The sequence below is a fragment of the Arthrobacter sp. MMS24-T111 genome, from assembly GCF_054888995.1.
Map to the genome: position 1 here is coordinate 1642654 of NZ_JBTZRO010000001.1, position 21033 is coordinate 1663686.

Here is a 21033-nt window from a genome sequence, read left to right on the forward strand (position 1 = left end):
GGGGCGCTCGACGAATTGCGCGGCCCGTATTGTGGACATGACGGGTAACAGACGTCCATGCCATGCCAGCGAACGGGGACAGACGTATGTGGACAACCATGACCGGTGCAGCCAGCCCCACCGACGGACTCACGGGCATCGTGGGCTTCGCCGCGAGGGCCATCGACACCCTGGGGGAATGGGGCGTGGGTGCCTTCACGCTCGCGGAGACGGTGGTGCCTCCCATCCCCAGCGAAGTGATCCTTCCCCTGGCCGGCTACCTTGCCAAGCAAGGCTCCCTCAACTTCCTCCTGGTCTTCGCCACCAGCACCCTGGGCGCCTCCCTGGGAGCCCTGCTGCTGTACTGGCTCGGCGCCAAACTTGGCCTGGACCGGTCAATTCGGGGCCTGTCCAAACTGCCCCTGGTGGACCGCGAGGACTTTGAACAGGCCACGGACTGGTTCCGCCGCCACGGAAGGTCATCCATCTTTTTCGGCCGCCTGCTGCCGGGCATCCGCAGCCTCATCTCATTGCCGGCCGGCGCCGCCGCCATGCCGCTGGGAACTTTCAGCATCTTCACCCTCGCCGGCAGCGGGCTGTGGAACGGGGCTCTCATTGGCCTCGGCTACCTGCTGGGCACCCAGTACCAGCTGATCGAGAAGTACTCGCATTTCCTGAATTACGCCGTTTACGCGGCGCTGGGAGTTGCGGTTGCGCTGCTCATCATCCGGCGGGTCAGGAGGGGCAGGCGGGTCAGGGCCGGCCGCTGACAGGTGTCCCTAGAGATGCTTCTCCGCAAAAAAGCGCAGGGCGCTCCGCACGAAGGCTGCTCCGTCGGTGCCCCCATAGTTGGCGGCAAAACGCGGATCCGCAACATACATGTCAGCGAGTCCGGTGACATATCCCTTGATGTCGCCGCCCGCGGCCGCAGCGGGAGTTCCGGGAATGGACTGGAGCCAGGCCACGTGCCTGCGTGCCAGGTCCTGGGCCTCACGTCCCTCCGCCGGCATCCCTGAAGCGCCGGCCGCGATCCAGTCCTTGCCCAGCTCCTCCACCCTGGACTTCCATGCCTGCTTTTCCGCGGCGTCCATCCCCCGCCACCACGCATCAGAGGCCGCATAGGCGTCCTTGCCCCAGCGTTCCTCGACCTCCTCCCGGTACTGGGTATGGTCAAAGCCGTCAAACATGTTCTCAGCCATCAGTTGGCCTCCTGCCCTCACTGTTTCGATGGTTTGCCGCACGGACTGCGCTTGCCGGGCCAGCCGTTGCTGCTCCTGCCCCAGCCACTCAAGGTGGCGGGAGAGTGCGGCGACGGGGTCGGCCTGGCGTTGGAAGACTTCGGCGATGGCCGGCAGGCCCAGGCCCAGCTCCCGCAGCAAAAGGATCCGCTGCAGCTGAAGGAGGGCGGCGCCGTCGTAATAGCGGTAGCCGTTGCCGCCCACCCGGCTGGGCTTCAAGAGCCCAATGTCGTCGTAGTGCCTGAGTGTGCGGCTGGTGGTGCCGGCCATCCTGGCCACATCCTGGATGGGCCAATCCCTCAAGCCGTTGCCACGGATTTCTTCCATGCCCTTGAGCCTAGGGGTTGACGCTGCGTCAAGGTCAAGGGGACTTGTCCGCTTACTTGGCCGGACCGTTTCGCGGTGTCCGGTGCCGCGCCTGGGCCACAAGCCGTGTGAAGGCAAAGACAAAGATGGATTCAAACATCAGCATGAGGCCTACCAGCAGCCATTGCTGCCGGGTGATGAACACGACGCAACCCGTCAGGGCCAGGATGGTGCCCAGGGCCAGGGCGTAGACGGCAAAGCCGACGGCGACCCGGGCGCTGCGTACGCCCGTGCGGAATCCGAAGCCGTGGGGTTCGCCGCCGGGCTGGCCCGGGACGCGGTCGGGTGCAGCGGGACCGAGTCCGTCGAACTCGACCCACGGATCCTTGTCCTGATCCTTTCCGGTCATGGGTCAATTATCCCAAACCCACAATGCCGCGAAGGACACCGCCGGCGGAAAACAACGCCGGCGAAAGCAATGCCGCGAAACAGTGCCGGCGAACACCATCGGGGAAGAAAAACAGCGGCCCTTCCAACGTTCGTTGGAGGGGCCGCTGGACGGGGTCCCGGCTGTTGCCGGAGCCGCCGAAGACTTAGAGCGGGCGGATGTTCTCTGCCTGCGGACCCTTGGGGCCCTGGGTCACATCGAATTCGACCTTCTGGTTTTCGTCCAGTGAGCGGTAGCCGCTGGTGGCGATTGCCGAGTAGTGGGCGAATACGTCAGCGGACCCGTCATCGGGGGCAATGAAGCCAAAACCCTTTTCGGCGTTGAACCATTTAACTGTGCCTGTTGCCATGGCTGCATTCCTTCATGTGACTCTGATTCTCTCCCCGGAACCGTCCCGGGGTGCGCGGGAGTTAGTCCCCCACAGTCCCCAACGTACGGGGCGCGGGCCCCGGGTGCAAGGGTAGCGGCCATAATGTGCGGTTAACGCATGCCTTCGCGGCGGATGGCGGTGGCAATAGCGGCCGCCCGGGTATCCACTCCGAGCTTGGCATAGACGTGTGCCAGGTGGGTTTTCACCGTGGCTTCGGAAATGAACAGCCGCCGGCCGAGTTCGCGGTTGCTGAGGCCTTCAGTGAGCAGGCTGAGCAGCTCCGCCTCGCGGGGAGTGAGGACCTCGTCGGGGTTGCGCAGCTGCTGGAACAGCCTGGAGGCCACCGGCGGGCTCATCACGCTCCTGCCCTGGACCGCGCCCCGGATGGCGGCGAAGATCTCCTCCGGTGCCGCATCTTTCAACAGGTAGCCCATGGCCCCGGAATCAACAGCGCGGACAATATCGGCGTCGGAGTCGTACGTGGTGAAAACCAAGACCGCTTGGCCGGTGCCGAGGTTTCGGATCTGCCTGATGGCTTCAATGCCATCCATGCCCGGCCCCATGGCCAGGTCCATCACCACCACCGCCGGGGCGTGCGAATGGACCAGCTGCAACGCCTCTTCACCCGACGATGCCTCTGCGACGACATCCATATCAGGCTGGGTCGCAAGCAACGCACGCAAGCCGCTGCGAACCACCAGGTGGTCGTCCACCAGAAGGACCGTAATGCCGCCCATCTATGGCCCCTCCAAAGGAAGTTGCGCCGCCACGATGGTCCCCTCGCCCGGGGAAGCTGCACCGAGAAGCTCCCGCCCAGCTGCTCCACCCGTTGCCGCATTGCCCGCAGGCCGTACCCACCTGAGGCCGACGGCGGGGCTGCCGCCGCCGGGTCAAAGCCCGCGCCGTCGTCGTAAATGTCCAAGGTGACAGTGTCCTGCAGGAAACCCAACGTCAGGGCGGCCATCGAAGCCGAAGCATGCAGCGCGATGTTGGAGGAGGCACTCTGCGCAACCCGCAGCAGGGCGTGCCGAACGTCCGGGGAACGGGGCCCGGTTCGCCCGTCACCGCCAAGGTGGCCGCCGGCAAGTACCGCCGGGCGGCAAGCAGCAGCGAATCCGGCAACGGCGTCGATTCCAACCCTGGGGAGGCGAGTTCGTGGACCAGGTTCCGGGTGTCCGCCAGGTTGGCGCGGAGGAGTTCGGTGGCTTGGCGCAGACCATCCCGCGCGGCCGCAGCCGGCCACCCGCGGCCCGCTGCTTCGAGCAGGAGCAGGCTGCTGGCGAGCCCCTGGGTGACGGTGTCGTGGATTTCCCGGGATACCCGCTCCCGTTCGGCGATGGTGCCGGCGCGGCGCTCGCTGGCCGCGAGTTGCCCTTGGGCCAGGGAAACCTGCGCGTTCAGGCGGCGCTGCTCTTGGGCGTCGTTTTGGATCCTGTCATAGATGAGCGTCAGCATGGTGCCGACGGCCAGCGGACCCAGCAGCATCGCGATATCGGTGCCGTTGCCGAGCCGGAACAGGCCGGCGGCTGTTGCCAGGGTAATGACGGTCGCCAGGATGTAGGCGGCAGCGCCCCGCAAAGCACTCCTGCACAGGAAAAACAGGGCAAAGGAACACCACGCGAAGCTTGGTGCCGCCACCACAAGGGCCGCCCACACGACAACCAACGCCACCACCCACGTAACGCTGTGCCGGTCACGTGCCGACAGAAGGGCCACGACGGCGTACAGCAGGCTGGCGGCAGCGGCGAGGCCCAGCACCAGTACGTTGTCGGCCGGTGAGTGCCGCAGAACGTACCGCACCACGGAGGCGACGAGGAGCACCGCGAAGCCAAGATGGACCGCGGCCTCGATCCCGCCGAGGCGGCCGTTCACAGCCGGGGCAGGAGGGGGCCGCCTGGCGTCCGGGCCTTGGGCGGCGCCGGCAGCCGGACCTGTGGCTGGTATGGCATCTCTGGTGGGCATGCGGGATCCGGTTCTCATGGGTGGCACTGCATTCCATGCTAGGCGTCCCGGCCCTGGCTGCCCTCAGCCTTTTGGCTGATATGACCGGCCTTTCGGGGTAGCCAGGAACAGCCCATCAACCGATGCCGCCGCAGGGCGGGGCCGGAAGGATGGAACCCGGTAGCAGCACGCCCATCGAACCGAAGGAAGCATCATGAAGACGTCGCACAAAGCACTCACCGCCGCAGCAGCCGCAGCGATCCTGGCCACGGCCGGAGCGACGGTGGCCGCGAACGCCGGTACCGGCCGGGCGAACGGCGCGGAAGCTCCCGCCGTCGTACCGGCCGTTGATGTCCAGCCGGCTCCGGAAACAGTGGTGCAGCAGAACCGGATCACTGCCGGAGCTTCGGCCCAGGCCGTGACTGCGGCGCTCGCCAAATGCCAGGCAGACAAGCTGCCCTTCGTCACGGTGGCCGTCGTTGACCGCTTCGGCACGGTCCAGGCCGTGCTCCGGGGAGACAACGCCGCCGCCCACACCATTGAGGCCGCCAAGCAGAAGGCCTACACGGCCGCAGCCTTCGGTGCACCCACCAGCGAACTCGCCAAGCGCGTCAATGGCAATGGTCCCTCGATCGCCGACCTGCCGGGCACGCTGTTCCTGGCAGGCGGTGTCCCGTTGAAGGTCAATGGCGTTTCTGTTGCCGGCATCGGCGTGGGCGGGGCACCTGATGGCGCCCTGGATGAAGCTTGTGCCACCGCCGGCGCCGATGCTGTTGCGGGTGCCGCGAAGTAAGCAGGACGCGGTTGCCCCAATCGCATTAAGTCAGGCAGCCTCAAGGATGCTGACGTAGTTGGCGATGCCGACGCCGCCCATGTTCTGCACCGCAGCCCTGCGCGGGGCCGCCAGCTGCATATCGCCGGCGGTCCCGGTGAGCTGCATCGCAGCGAGCACATGCTGCGATACTCCCGTGGCGCCCACCGGATGGCCCTTGGCCTTGAGCCCGCCGGAGACGTTGACCGGCAGCTTGCCGTCCTTGTACACCCAGCCTTCCTCGATGGCACGGGCACCTTCGCCGGGGGCGGTCAGGCCCATGGCTTCGTACATGAGCAGTTCCGCGATGGTGAAGCAGTCATGGACTTCGGCCAGGTCCAGGTCTTCGAGCCCGACGCCGGCCATCGCCAAGGCGCGGTGCCAGGACGCCCGGGTGGCCTCGAACGCCGTGCGGTCGCGGCGGTCGGTGGGGAAGAAGTCGTTGGCTTGGCCGAAGCCGGCAAGCCGTACCGGAGCCGTGGCACCGCCGGTGGGGGAGACGGACAGGACGACGGCGGCTGCACCGTCGGAGACGGGGAGCAGTCGGTGCGGCGCAGGGGGTCGGCCACCATCGGGTTCTTGTCCGAGACGGTCCGGCAGAACTCCTCGCCAAGGTCCTTGCGGAGCTGGGCGTACGGGTTGTCCACGCCGTTGCGGTGGTTCTTCGCGGCAATGCTGCCCAGCACGTCTCCCAGGTTGCCGGCGGCGTCGTAGCGCTTGGCGTAGTGCTTTGCCACCTCGGCGAAGAGCCCTGTGAAACCCGTGGTGGACTGCTTCCCGGCCATGTCATAGTCCGCCCCGAGAAGCGCGGCCCCCACCACGTCTGCCCCGGCATGGGTCATCTTTTCCGCGCCAATCACAAGGACCGTCTTTGCGGTACCCGCCAGCAACGACTTGGTGCCCTGCTGGAACGCGGCCGAGCCGGAAGCGCATGCGTTCTCCACGCGGGTGGCCGGGACGTTGGTCAGGTCCGGGGAAACCTGCAGGGCCAGCGACGACGGGAAGGCCAGCGGCATCATGCCGGCGTTGAACTGGGCCACGTAGACCTCGTCGATCTGCGACGGTTCAACGCCCGCTGTGCTGAGGGCGTCCGTGGCCACCTGAACGATCAGCGATTCGAGGGTCTCGTCCACCAGCTTCCCAAACCTGCTGTGCCCCCAGCCGGTGATCAGGACATCCTTGCCGAACTGTTCTTTCAGGCTCACGCTGCCACTTCCTCGTTCTCAAGCCGGACATCGAAGCCGGCGTCGGTCTTTTCCCGGATCTCCTCTTCGGTGACGCCTGGCGCCAGCCGGGTCAGCGTGAGCTGCCTTCCGCCGTCGTCCGTTTTGTAAAGGTCAAACACGGCGAGGTCGCTGATGATCCTGTCCACACAGCTGAGCCCCGTCAGCGGGAGGGTGCATTGGCTGACGATCTTGGCGCTGCCGTCCTTGGCGTTGTGTTCGGTCAGGACCACCACGCGCGGTGTTCCGGCCACCAGGTCCATGGCGCCGCCCATGCCTTTGACCATCTTGCCCGGGATGGTCCAGTTGGCCAGGTCGCCGTTGCCGGAGACCTGCATGGCGCCCAGGATGGCCACCTTGACGTGGCCCCCGCGGATCATGCCGAACGACGTGGCGGAGTCGAAGATGCTGCCGCCGGGCAACACAGTGACGGTCTGCTTGCCGGCGTTGATCAGGTCTGCGTCCTCTTCGCCCTCGAACGGGAACGGCCCCATGCCCAGCAGCCCGTTCTCGCTCTGCAGCACCACCCGCACGCCCTCGGGCAGGTTGTTGGCCACCAGTGTGGGGATGCCGATCCCCAGGTTGACGTAGTCGCCGTCATTCAGTTCCCCGGCCGCAATCGCAGCCATCTCATTCCTGGTCCAGGCCATGGCGAAACTCCTTCTTGTTTCTCGCAGTATTCGGGTGTCTGTAGTCAGTTGGGTATTACCGGCGGCACGAATTCGAAAGTCATTCCCAGCAGCCAGGCCAACAGCAGCACTACGGGCAGGTGGAACAGGAACTGCTGGAACGTGAAGCCCACCAAGTCGCGCGCCCGCAGGCCCAGGACGGCCAGCAGCGGCAGCATGAAGAACGGGTTGACCAGGTTGGGCAGTGCCTCGGCCATGTTGTAGATCTGCACGGTCCAGCCGAGGTTCATGTTCACGTCCGTCGCGGATTGCATGACATAGGGTGCCTCGACCAGCCACTTGCCTCCCCCGGAAGGGACGAACATCCCCAGGAAGGCTGTGTAGAGGGCGATGATGATGGCGAACGCCCCGTTACCGCCGATGCTGGTGAAGAACTGCGCCAGGTGCTCGGACACGGACAGGCCGCCGGCGCCCGTCGCCTTGGTGAGGATGGCCGCCATCGCGGCATAGAGCGGGAACTGGACCAGGATTCCGGCTGTTGCGGGCACGGCCTTGGCCACTGACTGCAGGAACCTTCGCGGCGTGCCGTGCAGCACCAGCCCCAGCATGAGGAAAACCAGGAGGTAACCGTTCAGTGAGCTGACCACGCTCAGGATGGGCAGGGTCAGGAGCTGGGACACCAGCCAGCCGAGGGTGAGCACCCCCGCCAGGATGGGCAGTACCCTGCTGTATTCGAGCCACTCGCCGGGGCGGGACTTCCCGTCCGGCGGCTCGGGCTGGTCGTCAAGGTCGACGCCGAGATCGGCGGCTGTTTTGATGGCGCTCCCGGTCGGCGCGGAAAAGTGGGCAATGACGGTTGTCAGCAGCATCAGGATGACGAGCGTCAGCAGGGACTGCCACGTGAAAATGGTGGTGCCGAAATCCAGGACGCCGGTGATCTTCAGGAGCGCCGGTGGAATGGAAGCCTTGGTTGCCTGGAGCTGGGCCGCGGAGGAGGACATCCCCAGCGCCCAGACTGCGCCCAGTCCCATGAACGCCGCCGCGCCGAGGGCCCGGTAATCAACGCGGAGGTCCACGCGCCGGGCCACTGCACGGGCCAGGAGTCCGCCGAAGATCAGGCTCAGGCCCCAATTGACGAATGACACCGACATGGACATGACCGCGACGAAGCTGACGGCGGTCCGTGCGGAGCCGGGAACCTGGGCCAGGCGTTCAATCAGCCGGGCCACCGGCGGCGAGGTTGCCACGACGTAACCGGTCAGGACAACCATTGACATCTGCAGGGTGAAAGCGGTGAGGTCCCAGAATCCGTTGCCGAAGGAATCCACCACGGCTTTGGGCGAAGCGCCTGCCGCCAACGCTGCGACAGCGACGAGCAGCACCCCTGCCAGGGCGAAGATGTACGCGTCCGGGAACCATTTCTGTGTCCATCCGGCCAGTCTCTCCGCCATCCGGGCCAGGCCCTTTTGGCGAACACCCAGGTCATCGGGTTGCGTGGTGGTCATGAAGTGGTGCTCTCCCTTGAGTTCCCGGTCCGGCTCAGACGGCCAGCGCTTCGGCGCCGGCAGCCACAGTGCGCTGGCGTACCGTCCGCTGCTCGATGTCCTTCACCCGGGCCGTGGCCTGCACAAGCCGCTGGACGAAGACCCCGGGGGTGACGATGTGGTTCGGGTCCAGTTCGCCGGGGGAGACGATGACTTCCGCTTCGGCGATGGTGAGGACCGCTGCGGTTGCCACCACCGGGTTGAAGTTCCGGGCAGTGAAACGGTAAATGAGGTTGCCGTCCGTGTCCGCGGTGTGTGCGTGGACCAGTGCGACGTCGGCCTTGATGGCGCGCTCCTGGACGAAGGTTTCGCCGTCGAACACCTCGTGCGGCTTGCCTTCGGCCACCAGGGTGCCCACGCCGGTTTTGGTGTAGAAGGCCGGAATGCCGGCGCCGGCGGCGCGGAGGCGTTCCGCCAGTGTTCCCTGCGGGGTGAACTCAACCTCGAGTTTCCCTGCGAGGTACTGCTCCGCGAAGAGTTTGTTCTCGCCAACGTAGGAGGCGATGACCTTGCGGACCTGGCCGGCTTCGATCAGGATGCCTAGGCCTTTGCCGTCCACGCCCATGTTGTTCGAGACGACGGTCAGTTCCTTGACACCGGAGTCGCGCACCGCCTCGATCAGGTCAGCGGGGATGCCGCTCAGGCCAAAGCCGCCAACGGCGAGGGTCATCCCGTCGCGCAGTGCGCCTACCAGGGCTGCGATGGCAGAAGGCTGGAGTTTGTTCACGATGTCTCCTCGTTGAGCGCAGTAGGCGTCCACTTAGTGGACGCGGGATCTGCTTCTGGAGACTACGGGCGGCTCAATGTACCTGTCAAGGAAACATTGCTAAGGATTTACAGTGTGGACGTTATGCTTAAATGTATCCATATTGTGGACATTAGGAGGGGTTGTGATCACGACGCCGGTGCAGGGCGCCCAGGTGGTGACGCGGATTGCCGGACTGCTGCGGCTGGTGGGCCGGAGTGCGGAGGGCATGCCGCTGGCCGGGTTGGTCCGCGAATCAGGGCTCACCCGCCCCACGGTCCACCGGCTCCTTTCGTCCCTCGCCTCTGAAGGCTTGCTGGACCACGATCCCGCCACCGGCAACTGGGTGCTCGGCCCGGAGGTGTTGCTCATGGGGTCGGTGGCCGCGGCACGGTTTCCGATGGAGGACATTGCCCGCCCCAGCCTTCGGCGACTTGCCGAGGCCACGGGGGAGAGCGCCTTCTTTTCGATCCGGCGCGGCGCTGAGACGGTCTGCCTGCTGCGGGAGGAAGGAAGCTTCCCCGTGCGTTCCTTCGTCCTGCACGAGGGCGTGCGGTTCCCGCTGGGCGTCGCGTCAGCCGGCACAGCCATCCTGGCCTTCCTGCCGGAAAGCGAGCAGGAGGAACTGCTGGACCGGTGGACCCACCACGCAGGAGCATTTGCGGCAAAGCACACGGCCGCACTGGTCCGGAAAAACCTTGCCCGCACACGGCTGGCGGGCTACTCGGTGAACCCCGGGCTGGTCCTGGAGGGCAGCTGGGGGATGGGCGCGGCTGTGTTCGACCGATCCGGCAAGCCGGCCTGGGCTTTGTCGTTGACCGGCATTGAGCCGCGCTTCAAACCGGAACGGCAGGAGGAGCTGGGTGGCCTGCTGATGGCGGAGGCGCACCGGATTACGCAGCAGTTGGGCGGCGCGGACGGCCGGCGTTCCCGCTAGAGTCCGGCGCGGGGCTCCTCCGGGCCCTGGTCCTTCCACCAGGTGTCAAAGATGGTCACCGGAACCGTGCGCTTGTGGCGGGTGCGGATGAACTTCTGTTCGATCGATTCGGCCACTGTTTCCGGAACGTCGCGGCCTTCGAGGTAGTCGTCGATCTGGTCGTAGCTGATGCCGAGTTCGTCTTCGTCAGTGCGGCCGGGACTGTCATCGAGGAGGTCGGCGGTGGGAACCTTCTCCCAGATGCGGGCCGGCGCTCCCAGTTCGGCCAACAGGGCCCGGTTCTGCCGTTTGTTGAGGCCGAACAGGGGCAGGACGTCCGCGCCGCCGTCGCCGTACTTGGTGAAGAAGCCGGTCACGGATTCGGCGCCGTGGTCTGTGCCGATCACCAGGTAGTTGAATTCCCCGGCCAGTGCGTACTGGGCGATCATGCGGGTACGGGCCTTCGTGTTGCCCTTGTGGAAGTCGGAAATCTCCGAGCCCACCGTTTTTTCGAACTCGTCCTCAAAACCGTCCACGGCTGCGGAGATGTTGAAGGTCCACTCGGTCTTGGCCTTGATGAAGTCCAGGGCTGCCTGCGCGTCATCCTCATCGTGCTGCACGCCGTACGGCAGCCGCACAGCCACGAAGTTCGCTTCCACGCCCTCGGCCTGGAGCTCCTCCACCGCCAGCTGCGCAAGGCGCCCGGCCAGGGAGGAATCCAGCCCGCCGGAGATGCCCAGGACGAAGCCCTTGGTATGCGTTGCCTTGAGGTATTCCTTCAGGAATGTGACGCGCTTGCGCACCTCCCCTGCGGGGTCGATCCGGGGCAGAACGCCCATTTCTTCAATGATTTTGGCCTGGAGTTCGCGCATGTGGTCCAGCCTAGCCAGCGCTGTCAACAACCCTCAACTGTTCCGGACGCGCGGCGTCCGGCGTAGCGTAACTGCATGGAGCGGACGGGGTGTGCAGTGGTGGGCGGCGGCCCGGCGGGAATGATGCTCGGACTGTTGCTGGCCAGGGCCGGGGTGGACGTGGCCGTCCTGGAAAAACATGGCGATTTCCTGCGGGATTTCCGGGGCGACACGGTGCATGCTTCCACGATCCGGCTCATGGACGAGCTGGGCCTGGGCCCCGGGTTCCGTGCGCTGCCGCAGAGCCGCCTGCAGAATGTGGCATTCCCGGTGCCGGGCGCCGGCCTGGTTACCCTGGCTGACTTCGAGTCCTTGAAGCCCCCGTACAACTATGTGGCGATGATGCCGCAGTGGGACTTCCTGGATTTCCTTGCATCCGCCGCCAAGGCTGAACCGACATTCACGCTCCTGATGGAATGCGAAGCCACGGGATTGGAGTTCGACGACGGCGGACGCATCACCGGGGTGCGCTACCGGGCCTCCGGCGATACCGTGGACGGCGGAGAGCAGGTGCTTCACGCCGACGTGGTGGTGGCGGCTGATGGCCGGCAGTCGGTGCTGCGCCGGGCCGCGGGGTTGTCCCCGAAGGAGTATCCGGTGCCGTTTGATGTGTGGTGGTTCAAACTTCCGCGCCCGGCGTCTGGAGGGAGTGAGGCGGCCGGGGTGGTCCCGGCGTTCGGTGACCGGGAAGCGATGATTGCACTGAACCGCACTGACTACTACCAGATGGGCTACCTCGCCCCGAAGGGTGCGGACGCCAGGATCCGGGCCGAAGGCGTGGAACGGTTCCGCCGGCGTGTGGCCGCACTCCGTCCCGACCTGGCGGACAGTATCGGTTCGATCAGCAGCGTGGAAGACCTGCACTGGCTCGATGTCAGGCTGAACCGCCTGCACCGGTGGTATGCCGACGGTTTCCTGTGCATCGGGGATGCCGCGCATGCCATGTCCCCGGCCGGGGGCGTCGGAATCAACCTGGCCATCCAGGACGCGGTGGCCGCTGCGAGGCGGCTGGCGCCGGACCTGCGCCGCGGACAGGTGCGTACCGCCACCCTTGCTGCGGTCCAGCGCCGCCGCTGGATGCCCACCGTGGTGGTGCAAACCGTGCAGCGGGCCATGCACAGGGCAGTGTTCGTTCCGTTGTTCGCCGGGAAATTTCCGGCCGCCGCTGCAGCCGGAAACACGCCCAGGCTCCGCGAGGCGCTGCTGTTCGTTGTCAGGCACAACCCTGTCTTGCGGCGCATCCTGCCGCGGGTCATCGCTTTCGGTCCGCTTCCGGAGCACGCGCCAGGCTTTGCCCGCCCGCTCACCCACTAAACTGGAGCCCATGACTTCGCCCACTCACGCTGCGCCAGACGCTGCCGCTGCCCGCGCCCGACTGCTCGAACTGATCAAGGAGCTCGCCGTTGTCCGCGGCAAGGTGATCCTTTCCAGCGGGGCCGAGGCCGACTACTACATCGACCTGCGCAGGATCACCCTGCACCACGAAGCCTCCAAGCTGGTGGGCCAGGTGATGTTGGCCCTGGCTGACGACGCCGGGATCGACTTTGAGTGCGCCGGCGGGCTCACCATGGGCGCAGACCCGGTTGGGACCGCGGTGATGCACGCCGCGGTTGACGCAGGCCGGCCAGTTGACGCTTTCGTGGTCCGCAAAGCCCAGAAGTCTTACGGCATGGGCCGCCAGGTGGAGGGACCTTCCGTCGAAGGTCGGAAGGTGCTGGTCCTGGAGGATACGTCCACCACCGGAGGATCGGCGCTGACGGCAGTGGAAGGCGTGCGGAAGGCTGGGGGAAGGTCGTGGCCGTGGCCGTGATCGTTGACCGCGACACCGGCGCCAAGGAAAAGATCGAGGCGGAAACGGGTGTTCCCTACCTGTTCGCGTTCGGCAAGGACGGCTCGGCCTTGCCTAGTACCCGGTAAGGGCGGCGGCAGGACGCTGCCCTTACCGCCCGGCCGGCTCCGGCAGCCGCTGCTCCGCCCTGGTGTTGGATCCAAGGTGGTGGCCCTGCCCGAAATAGTGGCGGAACGTATAGAACAGCGGTTGCCATGCGCCGACGTCCACATGTCGTGCGTCGAGGGCGAGGTCGTCCCTGACGTGGACTTTGCGCACCCGGACGTGCACCGCCTCCATGTCCGTGTCCAAGGCCAGACTGTTTTCCAGGGTTGCCTCAATGTGGACGGGGCATTCGGCGATCCGGGGCGGCGAAACTTCCATGCTCGGAAGGCTGGTCCAGCCGGTAAGGGCCCATTTGTCGGGTATGTATCGGTACAGCCGCTTCTTCTGGGGCGGTACCGGGTCCATTCCGGTCGTCATGGCAATCTGCTCTATTTTCCCGGCCAGGCGCGCCTCGGGAAGGTTGAGTACAACTTCGCCGCTCCGCATCAGATTCGCGTGGCCCTGGTTGGCGGTGCCGAGCCCCAGGGCGTAATGGTCCCCCAGGGACCATGCAGAGGATATGGGTGTGATGTTCGTGCTGCCGTCGGGGTTCGCGGTGGTCAGAAGGACAACGAGGGAGCCAAAGTAGTGGGCGCCCGGGGTGATGGCGGTGAACATGCTCCAATAGTGGCCCTTCAACAGTTTGGTGCCGGCCAAACCATCTCCGTGGAACTATTGGAGCATGGCACCATTCTGGGCAGATGACTTGGCTTTGACGGCGCGGGCCATGGCTGAGGAGTCGAGGGCCAGGATGCTGATCTCCCTCATGGACGGGCGGGCATGGACCGCGGCGGAACTGGCGGAGAGCGCTGGCATCACCCGCGGGACCGCCACGGTGCACCTTAACAAACTCACTGACGCGGGGTTGGTCGAGGACGTCCGCCAGGGGCGGCACAGGTATGTGAGGCTGAAGAACCGGAACGTGGCCGACGCGGTGGAGGCGCTGGTCCGGCTGAGCCCGCGCGCAGAACCCGTGGTGCCCCGGTCCTTCCGGGCGCAGAAACATAACCATGAACTGCAACAAGGCCGGACCTGTTACCACCACCTGGCCGGGGCCCTCGGGGTTGCAGTGACCCGGACCTGGCTGGACAAAGGGCTCCTCTCATCCGACTGGACGGTCACTGACAATGGCCGGGCCTGGGCCCGCGACGTTGGGATGCCGTTACCGGCGAATCCCACCCGTGCGCCGGCACGGCCATGCCTGGACTGGACCGAACGGGTAGACCACGCGGCCGGGCTTTTTGCCGAACTGTTCGCAGCAGGCGCGTTGGACCGGGGCTGGTTGATCCGTGGCTCGCACCCGCGCTCCGTCCGACTGACCGCCTTCGGCTCCGAAGAATTGCGTCGGTTCGGACTGGGGTCCGCACTTGGTCAGGGCCAGCGGGTGACCTAATATTTGCCTTATCACCCTTCAGTTGCTTGGAGACCATACACTTGCCCACCCAAGAACAACCTTTGAGCGCTACCGACAAGGTCCAGAACCTGATTCTGGACAGCGCTGACTTTGAGGACTTCCTCAACGAGCTTGCGCGGTTTTCCGCGCACCAGATGGCAGGCGACGGCGACGACGCCCTGTGCGGAATCACACTGCTCCGTGACCGGAAGGCAGCCACGATCGGCTGGAGCAGTGACTCGGCACGGGAAGTGGATGAAATCCAGTACTCCCTGTCCCAAGGGCCGTGCCTTTCCGCGGCAAAGGACGAGCGTGAGGTCTATGTTCCGGACCTTTTCGAGGAGGACAGGTGGGGGCCGGACTACGCCAACGCTGTTGCGTCCCACGGGCTGCGTTCGGTGCTTTCCCTGCCCTTCAACCTGCAGGGCGAGGCCAAGGCTGCCTTGAACCTCTATTCCGACGTCCCGCACAAGTTCGATGGCGGGGCGGCTGCCCGTGCGCGGGACTTCACCAGGGAGATTTCGCAGGCACTGCGCCTCGCGGTCAGGTTCTCACTGCATGCGGACAGCGCCTCAAATCTCCGCGCCACCCTGGAATCGCGGACCATCATCGACATCGCCATTGGCATTGTCATGGCGCAAAACCGCTGCAGCCAGGCGGCCGCCGTCGAAATCCTCACGGAGGCGTCCAGCAACAGCAACACCAAGCTGCGCGACATCGCCAGGTCGCTGGTGGATTCCGTCGGCGGGGCAGGCGCGCACACCCACTACCAGGAGCCGGGAAGCGTCAGGCCGGGCCAGAGCGCCTGAGGGACGGCTTGTGCGGGGCTCCCGCTGGAGGTTACGCTTGCGGAGGTTGAGCCGTCGGCCATAGAACCTCTTTTGGAGTACCTATGGACCGCGCGCTTGACGCACTAGTTGACCTCGATGTCTCAGCTGACATCGTCCGGATTGAAGTCCGGGGAACCCTTCGCCACGACACCCGTGCGGAACTCGTCCACATCATTCGACGTGTCCGGCGGATGGGCCTGCGTTGCCGTATTTGTGTTGATCTGTCGCAGGCTGCCCTGATCGAATCATCGGCGCTCGCCGGGTTGCGCGGCGACCTGAACGCCATGGACACCAACTCCCTGCCAGGCCTTCCCTCCGCCGGGGTGACCCTCCAGCTTGTAACCGCCAGTTACGACCGCAACGCCGACGGCCCATCGACCACCCAACCGCTTCTTATGGACGACGATGTCACGGAGCTGTTCACCGCCGGCGGTGATTTTGCCGAGGGACTCCCTCAGTTGCCCGTGATTTTCTTCGAAGTACTCTACGGCCGCCCGCTGACCGAGTACTCGGACGAAGAACTGCTCAACGCCAGCGATTCCGTCTTCGCCCTGCTGGACAACCCGCAGGCGTTTGACGGTGCGGACCTGCTGGGCCGCTACAACGACATTGGCCTGGAAATCGTCCGCCGGCAGCAAAAGCCCCAGGCTCCGTTCCCCGCAGCGGAGGGCCAGGCGGCCAGCTGACCGCCGCGTCGCGGAATGGTTACATACCGCTCCTTGCGGCGTTTAGTTCAGGTGTGCTTACGGTAGGGGTGTGCCGTATGAGGGGGAGAGAGGTCCGGAAAACCGGCGCGGGGTCCCCCAGGCCCGGCTGCTGGCGGAGGCGGCTGCCCTCAGACGCTTTTCCCGCCGGACGTTCCTCGCCGGTGCCGGGGCCTCAGGGTTGCTCGCTGCGGACATGCTGCTGACCCGTGAAGTGCAGTCGCAGCGCCAAACCACCAAGATCCTGCCTGTTGCGGATGATTTCGCCGACGCCTATTACCCGGACGCCTGCTGGTTCCTCTTTCCCGGGTACAAAACCAGCTGGGAAGAAGCGCAGTGGATCCTCAACACCCTTCGCGGCTCGCTGAACAAGCGCGCCCGGCTTGCCGCCGTCGGCTATTCCAACCTGGGCCTGGACGTCACCGAAGTGGTCCGCGCGATCTCCGAGTACGTCGCCGTGGAGAAGATCACCAAACTGTTCTTCTATGGGCACAGCTTCGGCGGCATGCTGGCCACCCAAGTAGCCGCCCGGCTCCTTGCCGTGGCAGGTATCCAGGTGCAGTTCATCCTGCTGGACTCAAGTCCCTACAGTGCGCATGACGTCCTGGACCAGAGCTGGTTCGACGGCGTGGTGTTCCTTTACGAGCGCGGCTTCAGGTTCCCGTCCACCCTCCGCGGCGGCTACGAACTGGGGGAACGGATCATCCACAAGGACGAACGGAGCTGGCGCCAGATCCTGGACCAGACGCTGGAACAACTTTCGCCGATCGCCCCTTCCAGCGTGCTCATCCAGACCGAGTCGGCGTACATCTACCACTTCGAGGGCAGCCAGTTCGCGGGGCAGCTTGGAACGGCCAAGATGGCCTACGTCGGCAACCCCAAAGACCAGACCGTCGACTACGAAACGGCCTCGGAGACGTGGGCCGTGGCGTTCAAGGACAACATGGTATCCAGCGGCCTGCAAACCATCGGAGCCGCGCCGGCCCACGCCAGCCCCGGCTGGAACCCGCAAATCTACCGGCCCCTCCTGACGGAGCTGCTGGACGAGTACTTCCCGTTGCCCAGGGGCGGCTCCCGGGTAAGTATCTTCTAGATCTGGTTCTTCAGGTCCGCCACGGAGTTCAGCACCTGGTTGGGCCGGAACGGGTAGGCGGCAATATCGTCCTTATGCGTGATGCCGCTGAGCACCAGCACCGTGTGCAGGCCCGCCTCCATGCCCGCGATGATGTCCGTGTCCATTCGGTCACCGATCATGGCCGTGGTCTCGGAGTGGGCGTCGATCTGGTTCATCGCGGAACGGAACATCATCGGGTTCGGCTTGCCCACAATGTAGGGTTCCCGGCCGGTGGCCTTGGTGATCAGGGCGGCGATCGCCCCGGTGGCCGGCATGGGGCCGTCCTTGGACGGGCCGGTGGCATCCGGGTTGGTCGCTATGAACCTGGCGCCGGCCAGGATCAGGCGGATGGCCATGGTGATGGCCTCGAAGGAGTACGTCCGGGTCTCGCCGAGCACCACGAAGTCCGGATTCTGGTCGGTGAGGATGAAACCCGCCTCGTGCAGCGCCGTCGTCAGGCCCGCCTCGCCGATGGTGTAGGCGCGGTTTCCGGATTCCGAGCCGCGCACCTGGTCCTTCAGGAACTGGGCCGTGGCCAGCGCCGAGGTCCAGATATTTTCCTCCGGGATTTCCAAACCTGAGGAGCGCAGGCGGGCAGCAAGGTCGCGCGGGGTGAAGATCGAGTTGTTGGTCAGCACCAGGAACCGCTTGGATGTATCCACCCAGCGCTGGATCAGCTCCGCAGCGCCCGGAATAGGCTGGTTCTCGTGGACCAGGACGCCGTCCATGTCCGTCAGCCAGCATTCAATTTCTTGGCCGTTGCGGTAAACCGCGGGGTTTCCTGCTGCCTGGACTTCTTCTGCCACGTCTACCTCCACCGGTGATGAATGCTCCAGTGGTCCAGTCTAGTGTTGAAGGGTGAACCAAACGCCCGGGATGACAGACGAACCCAACCGCGAGCCCGGGGATGCCGAACCCGCCAAGGCCGAGGTCGGCGTCGGGCCCTGGGAAGGCGAATGGCCGGAAGGCGACCACTGGGACCCTGACCTCCTGGCGGACGGGGACCGGCGCAACGTGCTGGACAAGTACCGCTACTGGAAACACGAGGCGATCGTTGCGGAGCTGGACTCGCGGCGGCACAACTTCCACGTGGCCATCGAAAACTGGCAGCACGACCTCAATATCGGCACGGTGGTGCGCACCGCCAACGCCTTCCTCGCCAAAGAGGTCCACATCATCGGCCGACGGCGGTGGAACAGGCGCGGTGCCATGGTCACCGACCGCTACCAGCACGTACGCCACCACCCCACCGTGGAGGACTTCGTCCAGTGGGCGCAGGGGGAGGGGCTCGCCATCATCGGGATCGACATCTTCCCGGACTCCGTCCCGCTGGAAACCTACGCGCTGCCCCGGGACTGCGTGCTGGTGTTCGGCCAGGAAGGCCCTGGCCTGACTCCGGAGGTCCACGAGGCAGCCGTCGCCACCCTGTCCATCGAGCAGTTTGGCTCCACCCGGTCCATCAACGCCGCCTCCGCAGCCGCCATCGCCATGCACGCCTGGGTCCGCCGGCACGTCTTCGGCCAGCACGTCTGAGTATTACCAACCCGTGACCCGAAACACCCGGCCTGCCCGGGAATGGCTAGGATGGTGCCTAGCCGTAAGCGGTCTACTTGAGGGTCATCCACCCACAGACGAAACTCAGCAGAGGAGCCAGCATGCCCATTGCAACCCCAGAGATCTACGCCGAGATGATCGACCGCGCGAAGGCGGGCGGATTCGCCTTCCCCGCCGTCAACGTCACGTCCTCGCAGACGCTGAACGCGGCACTGCGGGGCTTCGCGGAGGCGGAGTCCGACGGCATCGTGCAGGTCTCCACCGGCGGCGCCGCCTATTGGTCCGGCGCGTCCACCAAGGACATGGTTGCCGGTTCCCTGGGTTTCGCGGCCTTCGCCCGCGAAGTTGCCAAGAACTACAACGTAAACATCGCCCTGCACACGGACCACTGCCCCAAGGACAAGCTGGACGGCTTTGTCCTGCCGCTGCTTGAGGCTTCCGAGGCCGAGGTCAAGGCCGGCCGCAACCCGCTCTTCAACTCGCACATGTGGGACGGTTCTGCCGAAACCCTGCAGGAGAACTTGCGCATCGCCCGCGACCTGCTCCAGCGCACGGCTGCCGCAAAGATGATCCTCGAGGTGGAGATCGGCACGGTCGGCGGCGAGGAAGACGGCGTCGAAAACGCCATCAACGACAAGCTCTACACCACGGTCGAGGACGCCCTGGCCACCATCGACGCCCTGGGCGCCGGCGAAAACGGCCGCTACATCACCGCACTGACCTTCGGCAACGTCCACGGCGTGTACAAGCCCGGCGGCGTCAAGCTGCGCCCGGAGATCCTCAAGGACATCCAGGCCCAGGTGGGTGCGAAGATCGGCAAGGACAACCCGTTCGACCTCGTGTTCCACGGCGGCTCGGGATCCTCGGACCAGGAAATCGCCGACGCCGTCTCCTACGGCGTGATCAAGATGAACATCGACACCGACACCCAGTACGCCTACACCCGCCCGGTGGCGGACCACATGTTCAAGAACTACGACGGCGTCCTGAAGGTCGACGGCGAAGTGGGCAACAAGAAGACCTACGACCCCCGCGTCTGGGGCGCTTCCGCCGAAGCCGGCCTGGCGGCCCGCGTGGTGGAAGCCACCAAGCAGCTCGGTTCGGCCGGAAAGACGTTCTAGATGTCGGATGAGTTCCGCAGGAACCTGATGGGGCCCGAGCCCACGCTCCTGCCTGCGGAAACCGAGGTCAACGCGCAGCTGGAAGCCGGGCACGAGGCCCTGGACCTGGTGGAAAAGCACCCCACGTCCTCACTGTTGTGGGCGATCCTGGCCGAGGAAGCGTGGACCGAGGGCCGCACCATCGACTCCTACGCGTACGCCCGGGTGGGCTACCACCGCGGACTGGATGCGCTGCGCCGCAACGGCTGGCGCGGCGTCGGGCCCATCCCGTGGGAGCACGAGCCGAACCGCGGGTTCCTCCGTGCGCTCTACTCGCTGGGCAGGGCTTCGTCGGCCATCGGGGAAGCTGACGAGCCGGAGCGGATCGAGAAGTTCCTGAACGACTCCGATCCCGCGGCGAAGGCAGCCATCGAGGGCTAGATTCGAATAATTACGACGACGGCAGGTTACCTTCCCAGCGAAGGTGACCTGCCGTCGTCGATGGTTGAGCCTGGCGAAACCCTAGGCCTGGTTGGCGATGCCGGTGCGTGCCATGGCATCGGCGTAGGCCGTATGCATGTCCGCGAGGAACTCCTCCTGGCGGGCCGGTGAACCGGCGAAGGCGCGGCCACTCAGGGAGCGGACCTTGTAGGTCTTGAGGCCGCGGCGCCACAGCAGCGGTACTTCGGTCTTCAGCAGCAGGTTGGCCAGGCGGTTTGCCTCGGTGCCGTGCGCCACGATCACGGAGGCGCGGGGGACGAGGGCAAGGAACTTCAGCAGCGGCTTCAGGCCCGCCTGCACCTGGTCCGGGGTGAATTTACCGTTGGCCTCGCCCGGGACGTGCCACGGGTGGACGTTCCAGGGCATCACGAATTCCGGGCGCAGGCCAAGCTTCCACTGGATGCCCAGCATGCGGGTCGCGGCGTCCTGGTCACCGGCAGTGATGAAACCGGACTGGTCCATCTCGCCAATGTTGGAGTACAGGCTGATGATGCGGCATTCCTCAACATCGTGCATGGGGTCCACATAGGGCACCACGGTTCCGGGCTTGGCGTCCTGCAGGGAATCGCACAGCTCGTTGACAGCGGCAACGCTGGGCTCGTAGCGGCGGCTCATGAGCTGTTCGTGGAATGTTTCGGGGGCCAGTGCGGTCATGAAGGGCTGGTTCTCCTGCGGGGATTGATGTTGCGTCCACCGCCGAAAATGGGCGCACGGTGGCGCAGCTCATCAACGGTGGTTAGTTGGGGTGGGCCGATTCCGGGTCGACCTTTGCCAGTTTACCAAGCCCGGAGAAACGAAACGCCGGTCCAGCGCACCTCATTCATGGCGCAGTGGACCGGCGGT

At 65.6% G+C, this 21033-nt stretch carries 22 protein-coding genes and 3 pseudogenes; 12 read left to right on the plus strand and 13 right to left on the minus strand.

Annotated features, from left to right (window positions below; genetic code table 11):
- The first annotated feature begins 86 nt into the window (after positions 1-86).
- A complete protein-coding gene (locus tag ACX5I6_RS07655) occupies positions 87-749 on the plus strand; it encodes a DedA family protein (protein WP_461840059.1) in 663 nt (220 codons plus the stop codon).
- A 9-nt stretch (positions 750-758) separates the two neighbouring features.
- On the opposite strand, the gene ACX5I6_RS07660 is transcribed toward ACX5I6_RS07655, so the two are convergent.
- From ACX5I6_RS07660 to ACX5I6_RS07680, 5 genes and pseudogenes are all read right to left on the minus strand, one after another.
- Positions 759-1544, minus strand: a complete 786-nt coding sequence (locus tag ACX5I6_RS07660; RefSeq protein ID WP_285247277.1) for a MerR family transcriptional regulator — start codon at positions 1542-1544, stop codon at positions 759-761.
- 52 nt (positions 1545-1596) lie between these two features.
- The gene (locus tag ACX5I6_RS07665; protein ID WP_285247278.1) at positions 1597-1932 is read right to left on the minus strand and encodes a hypothetical protein; all 336 of its coding nucleotides are present in this window, start codon (positions 1930-1932) and stop codon (positions 1597-1599) included.
- A gap of 184 nt (positions 1933-2116) precedes the next feature.
- Positions 2117-2320: a cold-shock protein gene (locus tag ACX5I6_RS07670; protein WP_009357211.1), complete on the minus strand. Its 204-nt coding sequence runs from the start codon at positions 2318-2320 to the stop codon at positions 2117-2119.
- Positions 2321-2451: 131 nt separating this feature from the next.
- Positions 2452-3078 (minus strand): response regulator, encoded by a 627-nt coding sequence (locus ACX5I6_RS07675; protein ID WP_461840060.1) that lies wholly within the window; start codon positions 3076-3078, stop codon positions 2452-2454.
- A pseudogene (locus tag ACX5I6_RS07680) lies at positions 3079-4303 on the minus strand (sensor histidine kinase).
- A gap of 193 nt (positions 4304-4496) precedes the next feature.
- Here ACX5I6_RS07680 and ACX5I6_RS07685 point away from each other — a divergent pair.
- On the plus strand, positions 4497-5075 hold the full coding sequence (locus tag ACX5I6_RS07685) for a GlcG/HbpS family heme-binding protein (protein WP_461840061.1): 579 nt from the start codon (positions 4497-4499) through the stop codon (positions 5073-5075).
- A 30-nt stretch (positions 5076-5105) separates the two neighbouring features.
- On the opposite strand, the pseudogene ACX5I6_RS07690 reads toward ACX5I6_RS07685, so the two are convergent.
- From ACX5I6_RS07690 to ACX5I6_RS07705, 4 genes and pseudogenes are all read right to left on the minus strand, one after another.
- Positions 5106-6298 (minus strand): annotated as a pseudogene (locus tag ACX5I6_RS07690) (acetyl-CoA acetyltransferase).
- Positions 6295-6966 (minus strand): CoA transferase subunit B, encoded by a 672-nt coding sequence (locus tag ACX5I6_RS07695; protein WP_461840062.1) that lies wholly within the window; start codon positions 6964-6966, stop codon positions 6295-6297. Before ACX5I6_RS07695 ends, ACX5I6_RS07690 begins: the two are co-directional and overlap by 4 nt.
- A 44-nt stretch (positions 6967-7010) precedes the next feature.
- Complete coding sequence (locus tag ACX5I6_RS07700; RefSeq protein WP_461840063.1) at positions 7011-8450, minus strand: short-chain fatty acid transporter; 1440 nt, start codon at positions 8448-8450, stop codon at positions 7011-7013.
- Positions 8451-8484: 34 nt separating this feature from the next.
- Complete coding sequence (locus tag ACX5I6_RS07705; RefSeq protein WP_461840064.1) at positions 8485-9216, minus strand: CoA transferase subunit A; 732 nt, start codon at positions 9214-9216, stop codon at positions 8485-8487.
- 163 nt (positions 9217-9379) lie between these two features.
- Between ACX5I6_RS07705 and ACX5I6_RS07710 the strand changes: the two genes are divergently transcribed.
- Complete coding sequence (locus ACX5I6_RS07710; protein ID WP_461840065.1) at positions 9380-10171, plus strand: IclR family transcriptional regulator; 792 nt, start codon at positions 9380-9382, stop codon at positions 10169-10171.
- Here ACX5I6_RS07710 and nadE read toward each other — a convergent pair.
- Positions 10168-11022, minus strand: coding sequence for an ammonia-dependent NAD(+) synthetase (nadE, locus tag ACX5I6_RS07715; RefSeq protein WP_461840066.1), 855 nt, complete (start codon positions 11020-11022; stop codon positions 10168-10170). The genes ACX5I6_RS07710 and nadE overlap by 4 nt on opposite strands.
- Positions 11023-11097: 75 nt before the next feature.
- Here nadE and ACX5I6_RS07720 point away from each other — a divergent pair, with 75 nt between their 5' ends.
- On the plus strand, positions 11098-12375 hold the full coding sequence (locus ACX5I6_RS07720) for an FAD-dependent oxidoreductase (protein WP_461840067.1): 1278 nt from the start codon (positions 11098-11100) through the stop codon (positions 12373-12375).
- Between the two features lie 10 nt (positions 12376-12385).
- Positions 12386-12978: pseudogene (pyrE, locus tag ACX5I6_RS07725) on the plus strand (orotate phosphoribosyltransferase).
- 22 nt (positions 12979-13000) lie between these two features.
- Here pyrE and ACX5I6_RS07730 read toward each other — a convergent pair.
- The gene (locus ACX5I6_RS07730; RefSeq protein WP_461840068.1) at positions 13001-13651 is read right to left on the minus strand and encodes a flavin reductase family protein; all 651 of its coding nucleotides are present in this window, start codon (positions 13649-13651) and stop codon (positions 13001-13003) included.
- A gap of 70 nt (positions 13652-13721) precedes the next feature.
- Between ACX5I6_RS07730 and ACX5I6_RS07735 the strand changes: the two genes are divergently transcribed.
- The 4 genes from ACX5I6_RS07735 to ACX5I6_RS07750 all read left to right on the plus strand — a co-directional run bounded on the left by ACX5I6_RS07735 (position 13722) and on the right by ACX5I6_RS07750 (position 17014).
- Positions 13722-14387 (plus strand): helix-turn-helix domain-containing protein, encoded by a 666-nt coding sequence (locus ACX5I6_RS07735; protein WP_461840069.1) that lies wholly within the window; start codon positions 13722-13724, stop codon positions 14385-14387.
- Between the two features lie 62 nt (positions 14388-14449).
- The gene (locus ACX5I6_RS07740; protein ID WP_461840070.1) at positions 14450-15196 is read left to right on the plus strand and encodes a GAF and ANTAR domain-containing protein; all 747 of its coding nucleotides are present in this window, start codon (positions 14450-14452) and stop codon (positions 15194-15196) included.
- Positions 15197-15279: 83 nt separating this feature from the next.
- Positions 15280-15903, plus strand: coding sequence for a hypothetical protein (locus ACX5I6_RS07745; protein ID WP_461840071.1), 624 nt, complete (start codon positions 15280-15282; stop codon positions 15901-15903).
- Between the two features lie 70 nt (positions 15904-15973).
- Positions 15974-17014 carry an alpha/beta fold hydrolase gene (locus ACX5I6_RS07750; protein ID WP_285247294.1) on the plus strand — a complete coding sequence of 347 codons (1041 nt, stop codon included), beginning with the start codon at positions 15974-15976 and terminating at the stop codon, positions 17012-17014.
- Here the strand turns inward: ACX5I6_RS07750 and ACX5I6_RS07755 are convergent.
- Positions 17011-17853, minus strand: a complete 843-nt coding sequence (locus ACX5I6_RS07755) for an HAD-IIA family hydrolase (RefSeq protein WP_285247295.1) — start codon at positions 17851-17853, stop codon at positions 17011-17013. The two genes, ACX5I6_RS07750 and ACX5I6_RS07755, sit on opposite strands and share 4 nt — an antisense overlap.
- Positions 17854-17911: 58 nt before the next feature.
- On the opposite strand from ACX5I6_RS07755, the gene ACX5I6_RS07760 reads away from it, so the two are divergent.
- The 3 genes from ACX5I6_RS07760 to ACX5I6_RS07770 all read left to right on the plus strand — a co-directional run bounded on the left by ACX5I6_RS07760 (position 17912) and on the right by ACX5I6_RS07770 (position 20130).
- The gene (locus ACX5I6_RS07760) at positions 17912-18568 is read left to right on the plus strand and encodes a TrmH family RNA methyltransferase (protein WP_461840072.1); all 657 of its coding nucleotides are present in this window, start codon (positions 17912-17914) and stop codon (positions 18566-18568) included.
- 122 nt (positions 18569-18690) lie between these two features.
- A complete protein-coding gene (fbaA, locus tag ACX5I6_RS07765) occupies positions 18691-19710 on the plus strand; it encodes a class II fructose-bisphosphate aldolase (protein ID WP_109045859.1) in 1020 nt (339 codons plus the stop codon).
- On the plus strand, positions 19711-20130 hold the full coding sequence (locus ACX5I6_RS07770) for a DUF3151 domain-containing protein (protein WP_387454532.1): 420 nt from the start codon (positions 19711-19713) through the stop codon (positions 20128-20130). It abuts the gene before it with no gap.
- 81 nt (positions 20131-20211) lie between these two features.
- Here ACX5I6_RS07770 and ACX5I6_RS07775 read toward each other — a convergent pair whose 3' ends face one another.
- On the minus strand, positions 20212-20844 hold the full coding sequence (locus ACX5I6_RS07775; RefSeq protein WP_285247298.1) for a uracil-DNA glycosylase family protein: 633 nt from the start codon (positions 20842-20844) through the stop codon (positions 20212-20214).
- Positions 20845-21033: the final 189 nt, after the last annotated feature.